Source organism: Butyrivibrio sp. LC3010 (assembly GCF_000424385.1).
In the GTDB taxonomy this organism is placed as follows: domain Bacteria; phylum Bacillota; class Clostridia; order Lachnospirales; family Lachnospiraceae; genus Butyrivibrio.
On sequence record NZ_AUJU01000005.1, the window covers coordinates 205,243 to 211,471 of the forward strand.

The window sequence follows — 6,229 nt, forward strand, 5'->3', positions numbered from 1 at the left end:
ATATATAGAATCAGGAGTCGTGCCATCAGAATATGAAATAATAAATCCGATGGAGATGGATAGGACAATGTGTCTCGATTTTCTCTATAGTTTTTGTCAGGCGTTACTGGGGATTTGTCCACCTGAAAGGCTGATATTGGTTGAAATAAAAGCGGGGCTTCCCTATACAACTGTGGATAGAGATCCTTTGGTTAAGGCGGAGATAGAGACGGCAAAGCTTTTTAATGAGAGAATGTCGTTTGCATACGAGGTAGTTAAGGATAATATGCCGGGAATTCATGTTGTTGAGTTTCCGCAGAACGTTAAGATTGATCCAGATCATAAGTGGGGGCGTAATCTCCTGCATTATACGATGGAATATTATGATTATGCTCTTGATGCTGTAAATGCGATTACAGACAATAGCTGCTGCAGATATAATGATGCTGAGAAAAAGCTATTGGCTGAGCTTAAGACTGGTTGTGAAAATATTATTTCAGGAAGTATGAAGGAATAGGGTACGAGGGTTTAATGAATCAGAATGTTAAGAAAAGTCAGGATAGATTACTTGCTATTGTAAATATAATTGCGGATATTTTGAAAGGCATGATATTCAGCATTCTATTGTTTATGGGACGCTGTTAGGGGCTGTTCGCCATAAAGGTTTTATACCATGGGATGATGATTTTGATTTTTGCGTTTTTGAAGAAGCATATGATGATGCACAGAGGTGCTTGGAGTTGGAGCTTCCAAAGGATTTATTTTTGGAAAACGAGAAAACAGAGCCTAAGTATTTTCATTCCTGGTCTCATGTTAAGGATTTAAAGTCAGAGGCGTTTAGCCAGAAATATCCACATGATAATGCGTATGCTCATAATGGGTTATCGATTGATCTATATAAGATGAAGAGGGTGCGGCTTGGTGACATACCTTCTTGTGTTCTTGAGCAAAGAAAGATTTATATTAATAGACGTAAGGAACTTGGCCTAATAGATACAAAAGAATTGGAAATCAGGGAAAAGCGCCTGGATCAGATAACGTTGGCGTTTAACAGGCTTTATCCAAATGAAACAGAAGAATCATTGCAAAGAGAAGTCTATGCAAATATTTACACTTCGCTATGGAGCATGGAACTGGATGATCTGTTTCCTTTGCAAAAATATAAGTTTGAGGGCTCTGAGTTTTTTGGCCCTAAGAATGCGGATAAGATACTACGGCATTGGTATGGAGATTATATGCAGATACCACCAATAGAAATGCAGGTTTCACATTTTGATTCTGTGATCTTTTTATAAGGTGAAAAAGAATTGAACTGGGACACTCGCAATTTTATGATACTGTTTGAACATGTATTAACGGTAGATTATAATAGAATATAGTAAATATCGATAATAAAGGCGGTTGTAGTTAGTTTATGAAAAAGATTGGTATAGGATATGAAAACTACAAAGACTTTGTCGATGATGGTTTGTACTATGTAGATAAAACACTGTTGGTAAGAGACATTGTCAAAGAAGGGGGCAAAGTAACACTTTTTACCAGGCCAAGACGATTTGGGAAGACACTAGCCTTATCAATGCTTCAGACTTTCTTTGAAGAGGAAAGAGACTTCGATGGCAGGATTATTGATAAGATGCCCTATTTTAAGGGAAAGAAAATCATGTCCTGTGGTCAGGATATCTTATCAAAAATGGGACAGTATCCTGTAATAAATCTTTCGCTCAAAAGTGCAGCGCAGGCCGATTTTTATACATCAATTCTTAAGCTTCGTGATGAAATAGTAAGAGAGTTTATCAGACATAATTACGTAGAACAGTCTGAAGAAATTGATGAGAATGTCAGGAACATTTTTGTGGATTTGAAAAAAGGACCAGCTGATTGGGCAGAGAAAGAAAAGACTCTTAAGACAAAAGAGGAAAAAGATGAGTCTATAAAAACAGAGGCTGGTAGGTATTCTACATCCATCAGAACTCTTTCTGAAGTGCTTAAGGCATATCATAAGAAGAACGTTATAATACTAATAGATGAGTATGATGTTCCGCTTGAGAATGCATATAGACTTGGCTTTTATGATGAGATGATTGGATTTGTGAGATCATTATTTGAATCTGCACTTAAGACAAATAATTCCCTTGAATTAGCAGTCATTACAGGCTGTCTTAGGATTAGCAAAGAGAGCATTTTCACAGGCTTAAATAATCTGGCAATGAATTCAATAAGAGCTGTGAATTTCGGAGAGTACTTTGGTTTTACTCAGGCAGAGACTGATGAGCTGCTAAAGGATTATAATTTGTCTGATGATGCAGAATTGGTAAGAGACTGGTATGATGGGTACCTTTTTGGTAATAGTGAGGTTTATAATCCCTGGAGCGTGACAAAGTATGTATATGATCATGTTTTGGATCCATCAAGATTGCCAGAAGCCTATTGGTCTAATACTTCATCTAATTCAATCATAAAGGATATGATTGAGAATGCAGATGAATCCGTGAAGGTGAATCTGGATACTCTTGTTTCCGGAGGGAATGTAGAAAAGGTTGTCCATGAGGATATTATGTATGGGGATATCTATGACAACGAAGACAACTTATGGAATTTTCTCTATTTTACCGGATATATGAAAAAGGTATCAGAACGACTGCAGGATGATAATATTTATATGACACTTACTATTCCCAATAAGGAAGTCAGGAGTATATATAAAAATCAGATTAAACAGTGGTTTGAAAATAGAATAAAGGAAATTGATTATACTAAATTTTATGATGCAATAATAAAGAAGAATAGTAAAGGAATAGAAGATTTCTTGTCGGGATTACTATCTAAGAGTATAAGTTGTTTCGATAGTGAGGAGAGCTTTTATCATGGATTCTTCTTATCTCTTCTCTATTGGATGCCGGGCTATACTCCAAAATCAAATCGTGAAGAGGGAAATGGAAGAACAGATATTGTTCTTTATCCCAAACGTCCCAGGGATCCTGCCTATATTTTTGAGTTGAAGATTAGAAAGAAATTCAGCGAGATGGAAGATGGTTTGGAGGAGGCTCTAAACCAGATAGTTGAGAAAAAGTATGTGGAAGGCATTCTTGATGACGGATATATTGGAGCAGTTTCATATGGAATATGCTTTTGCAAGAAAAGCTGTTTGGTTGGAATTCTTGATAAGTGAGTTTTGATATTCATATTAGATTATGTATGCGTTTGCATAACTATTTTATTCAGGAGAGTAATTGGAATAACAATCAGAGGCATCTAAGCATTGTATCTGAATTGTAACGATGCAAAAAATCGGGAAGTGGGAAGTGAAAATACAATATTACTTTCCACTTTTATAATACTAGGAAAGTAACCGTTAGATGATTCCTGCTGATGTAAAGTAGGAAGTGACATTTAAATTATTGGAATGGTTCTATGTCAATAAATAGTATGGATGATATAAGTATCAGGATAAAAGAAAACTACAAATGGATATACACCTATGACTATGCGCCTGATTCTGTGTGGGATGAGTGGCGCAGCGAAGTTGCTGATTACGCATGGATACAGGAAGAGGCTGGTGCGGTAACTGAAAGGCTTCATGAGGACCTTCCTTGCTACATTCTTCTGTCAGATTCACATTATGTTATCAATGGAACCTGGGATGATACTATGAAAAGTATGATGGCGTTAAGCGAACGCATAACCGGGAGTAAGAAGGCTCCTTTTGCTGGGATTATTCATTTGGGAGATCTGACAGATGGGCTCCTGCCACTTGAAAAAACAAGGCAGTTTGAAAGTAGATGCATTCAGGATATGCAAAGCCTTAATGTACCACTCTACATAGTTCCGGGGAATCATGATTATAACTATTTTCGTGGGAATCCGGAGGTGAAGTATCCTGACAGGCCTCAGTATTACGTTGACTTTGAGGATATGCATTTGCGAATGCTATTCATTGATTCATTTGATCCAAGGGAAGTAGTTCGGTACGGTTTTACAGAGTACTGCATCCACTGGCTTGATGCTGCGCTTAATATGATGCCTGCTGATTATAAGGCAATCATCTTTTCACACGTGACGCCACTTGTGAGACTTCAGGCATGGGCGAAGGATATTCGAAACAGGCAGCATTTAATTGAAGTGCTGAATAAACATGCTGAAAAAATTTTGGCTTTTATAAACGGACACAATCATTGTGATCATCTTTTTAATGATCTGAATAATGGACAGTTCCCGATTATTTCCATTAACTGTGCAAAGTGTGAATACTTTCTTGAGCACAAGCCGGAAGGGGCTGTGGTTCCTGAGCGCAGACTTGGGGACAGAACCCAGGAGAGCTTTGATATTATGCAGGTTGATGTTAAAAAGAGAAAGATATATTTTACAAGGTTCGGCGCCGGAAGTGACAGATATGTGGAAAATCACAAGGCATACTGGGTGTAGTGTCTTAGCATAGGTAATTTTTTCAACTGTAGTAGTTTTCATTCATGCGAAAGTGCACTTAGGCGGAAATGCTGGAAGGACCATTTGTAAACATTCGCTGTGTACTTGGATGAAATCTAAAATTGAGAATATAGAAACGAGGGGATAAGTTTGAAACAGAGAGGTAGCGGATAGGAATAAAGTTTAGGGCATGATAAATAAACCACCTGGAGGTAGTCGAAAAATTAAATATTTGGGGCAAAGATCTACGATGTCACTTCTGCAAGATCATCTTTGATGATAAAACCTCTGGACTTCAATAGATTAAGAGCCTGAGCAGTTGTAAGAGTTTTCTTTTCTTCAACGGACTTCTGAATAAAATAACCATCAGGAGTATAGGGCTTAAGATCTGTGAGTATGTGCCAGATAGCGGTCAGGAGCATACGACAGATTGCAATGATGGCTTTCTTGTGACCACGATGTGATTTGATACGGCGATAACGTTCTGTAATTTCGGGATGCTTCTTGGATTTGATCAAAGCATTTGCAACTTGCACCAATACAGGTTTAAGATAAATACCAGCACGGGAAATCCTAGTGGATTTGATTTTGAAATTGCTTTGGTCATTGCGTGGACAGCATCCAGCCCAGGAAACAAGGTGCTTGTCTGTGGGGAAGACAGACATATCGCCACCTATTTCTGAAAGTATCTGTATTGCCGTGAATGGATTTTTATCCAACCCCGGAACTGTACGAATTAGGGCAAGAGCATCGTTGTAAGGATCAGAAACACGAAAGATTTCCCGTTCTATTTCATTCTTGTGTTTCTCTAACTCATCTATGTGATCCAGACATTGACGAAGCTTGATTGCTTGCTCCTTACAGATAGCGCCATCAACGGCAGCCTGGATTTCCTCAATTGGATGCTTACATCGCCTGTCAACAAAAGGAGTAACATCGAAACATTCCCCGGGATGCTTAAGAATATATTCAGTTATGGATCTGGAAGATTTGCCAAAAACATCAGTGAACACTTCATCAAGCTTAAGATTTGATACTGTGAGACAATTAAGGGCACGATTCTTTTCGCCTGTGATCATACAGATAAGCTTGAAACGGTATCTCACAAGATCTCTAAGATGACGAATGTCAGCTGGCGGAATGAAGGAAGGCTTGATCATGTCACACATAAATAAGTCACATATCCATTTTGCATCCTTACGATCGGTTTTATTACCTTTTTGGGGCTTTGTATATTTGGGATGGGCAAGTACGACATTACAAGACTTTTCAAGGATATTAAAAACGGGTATCCAGTACTTGCCAGTAGATTCCATGCAGACATCAACACAATGATACTTGGCCAGCCATTCAGCAAGTTCACGCAGTCCTCTTGAGAAGGACGAGAACCTTTTTTCAAAATACTCAGTGCGGCCATTTGCATCGGTAATACCAATGCATGCATAGATCCAGGTTTTGTGGACATCAAGTCCACAGCAGTTCTTTCGAAAGATTTTAAATGCCAATAGATAACCTCCTGTCACATTTTATAGTTGTAAAGCTGACAGTGACTGGTCATCCGGCGAAATCGAGACAACTTCGGAAGAGATAAGTTTACGGGCTACGGTATGCGCCATTCGTTGATGCCTTTACAGATGACCGACAACATATAATCATGCGAGGTGGCCGCTATACCGCCCCGCCACTCACCTCCACGTGTTCTGTAGTATGTCAGCCTTACGAATAAAGAATATAACAGGAAACTTTAAAATAGAAAACAGGGAAAGACGCTGGGTTTCATAACCCCGTTGGTGTCTTTCGCAGAAAGACAGTTAATAATCATGAAAAT

At 38.5% G+C, this 6,229-nt stretch carries 5 protein-coding genes; 4 read left to right on the top strand and 1 reads right to left on the bottom strand.

What is annotated here, in order from left to right:
* The first annotated feature begins 67 nt into the window (after positions 1-67).
* The 4 genes from G622_RS0105855 to G622_RS0105875 all read left to right on the top strand — a co-directional run bounded on the left by G622_RS0105855 (position 68) and on the right by G622_RS0105875 (position 4,401).
* Positions 68-496: a DUF6270 domain-containing protein gene (locus G622_RS0105855; RefSeq protein WP_026509918.1), complete on the top strand. Its 429-nt coding sequence runs from the start codon at positions 68-70 to the stop codon at positions 494-496.
* 94 nt (positions 497-590) lie between these two features.
* Positions 591-1,274 (top strand): LicD family protein, encoded by a 684-nt coding sequence (locus G622_RS0105865; protein ID WP_256374508.1) that lies wholly within the window; start codon positions 591-593, stop codon positions 1,272-1,274.
* A 119-nt stretch (positions 1,275-1,393) separates the two neighbouring features.
* On the top strand, positions 1,394-3,148 hold the full coding sequence (locus G622_RS0105870; protein WP_026509920.1) for an AAA family ATPase: 1,755 nt from the start codon (positions 1,394-1,396) through the stop codon (positions 3,146-3,148).
* A gap of 242 nt (positions 3,149-3,390) precedes the next feature.
* On the top strand, positions 3,391-4,401 hold the full coding sequence (locus G622_RS0105875) for a metallophosphoesterase family protein (RefSeq protein WP_026509921.1): 1,011 nt from the start codon (positions 3,391-3,393) through the stop codon (positions 4,399-4,401).
* Positions 4,402-4,646: 245 nt separating this feature from the next.
* Here G622_RS0105875 and G622_RS0105880 read toward each other — a convergent pair whose 3' ends face one another.
* A complete protein-coding gene (locus G622_RS0105880) occupies positions 4,647-5,906 on the bottom strand; it encodes an IS110 family transposase (protein WP_026509922.1) in 1,260 nt (419 codons plus the stop codon).
* Between the last annotated feature and the right edge of the window lie 323 nt (positions 5,907-6,229).

Coding starts and splice junctions, on each gene's coding strand:
- G622_RS0105855 (WP_026509918.1), top strand. CDS start 68: ATGTGTCTCGATTTTCTCTATAGTTTTTGTCAGGCGTTACTGGGGATT.
- G622_RS0105870 (WP_026509920.1), top strand. CDS start 1,394: ATGAAAAAGATTGGTATAGGATATGAAAACTACAAAGACTTTGTCGAT.
- G622_RS0105875 (WP_026509921.1), top strand. CDS start 3,391: ATGTCAATAAATAGTATGGATGATATAAGTATCAGGATAAAAGAAAAC.